Origin of the sequence: Pseudomonas rossensis, assembly GCF_039888995.1 — a bacterium.
Classification (GTDB): Bacteria; Pseudomonadota; Gammaproteobacteria; order Pseudomonadales; family Pseudomonadaceae; genus Aquipseudomonas; species Aquipseudomonas rossensis.
Genome location: NZ_JBBWCB010000400.1, coordinates 1 through 238 on the forward strand (window position 1 = coordinate 1; position 238 = coordinate 238).

The 238-nt window shown below is 64.3% G+C and carries 1 protein-coding gene; it reads right to left on the minus strand.

Annotated elements, in window-relative coordinates:
* The coding region (locus WLY71_RS31030) for an NAD(P)-binding domain-containing protein (protein WP_347806619.1) at positions 1-236 on the minus strand (236 nt) is incomplete at its 3' end.
* Between the last annotated feature and the right edge of the window lie 2 nt (positions 237-238).

A 238-nucleotide genomic window follows, 5' to 3' on the forward strand; every position in this document is an offset into this window, starting at 1 on the left:
CCGTCGATGATGGTATCGCCAGCTTCGAGCAAGGTGCTCAGGGTGTCGATGGTGTCTTCGGTCGGTGCGCCGGCCGGCAGCATGACCCACACCGCACGTGGCTTGGCCAGGCCAGCGACCAGCGCCGGCAGGTCGATGACGGCAGAGGCGCCTTCTGCGGCCAGGGTGTCGACAAAGGCGGTATTGCGGTCGTAAACAACGGTGGTATGACCGTTGAGCATCAGGCGCCGCGCAATAT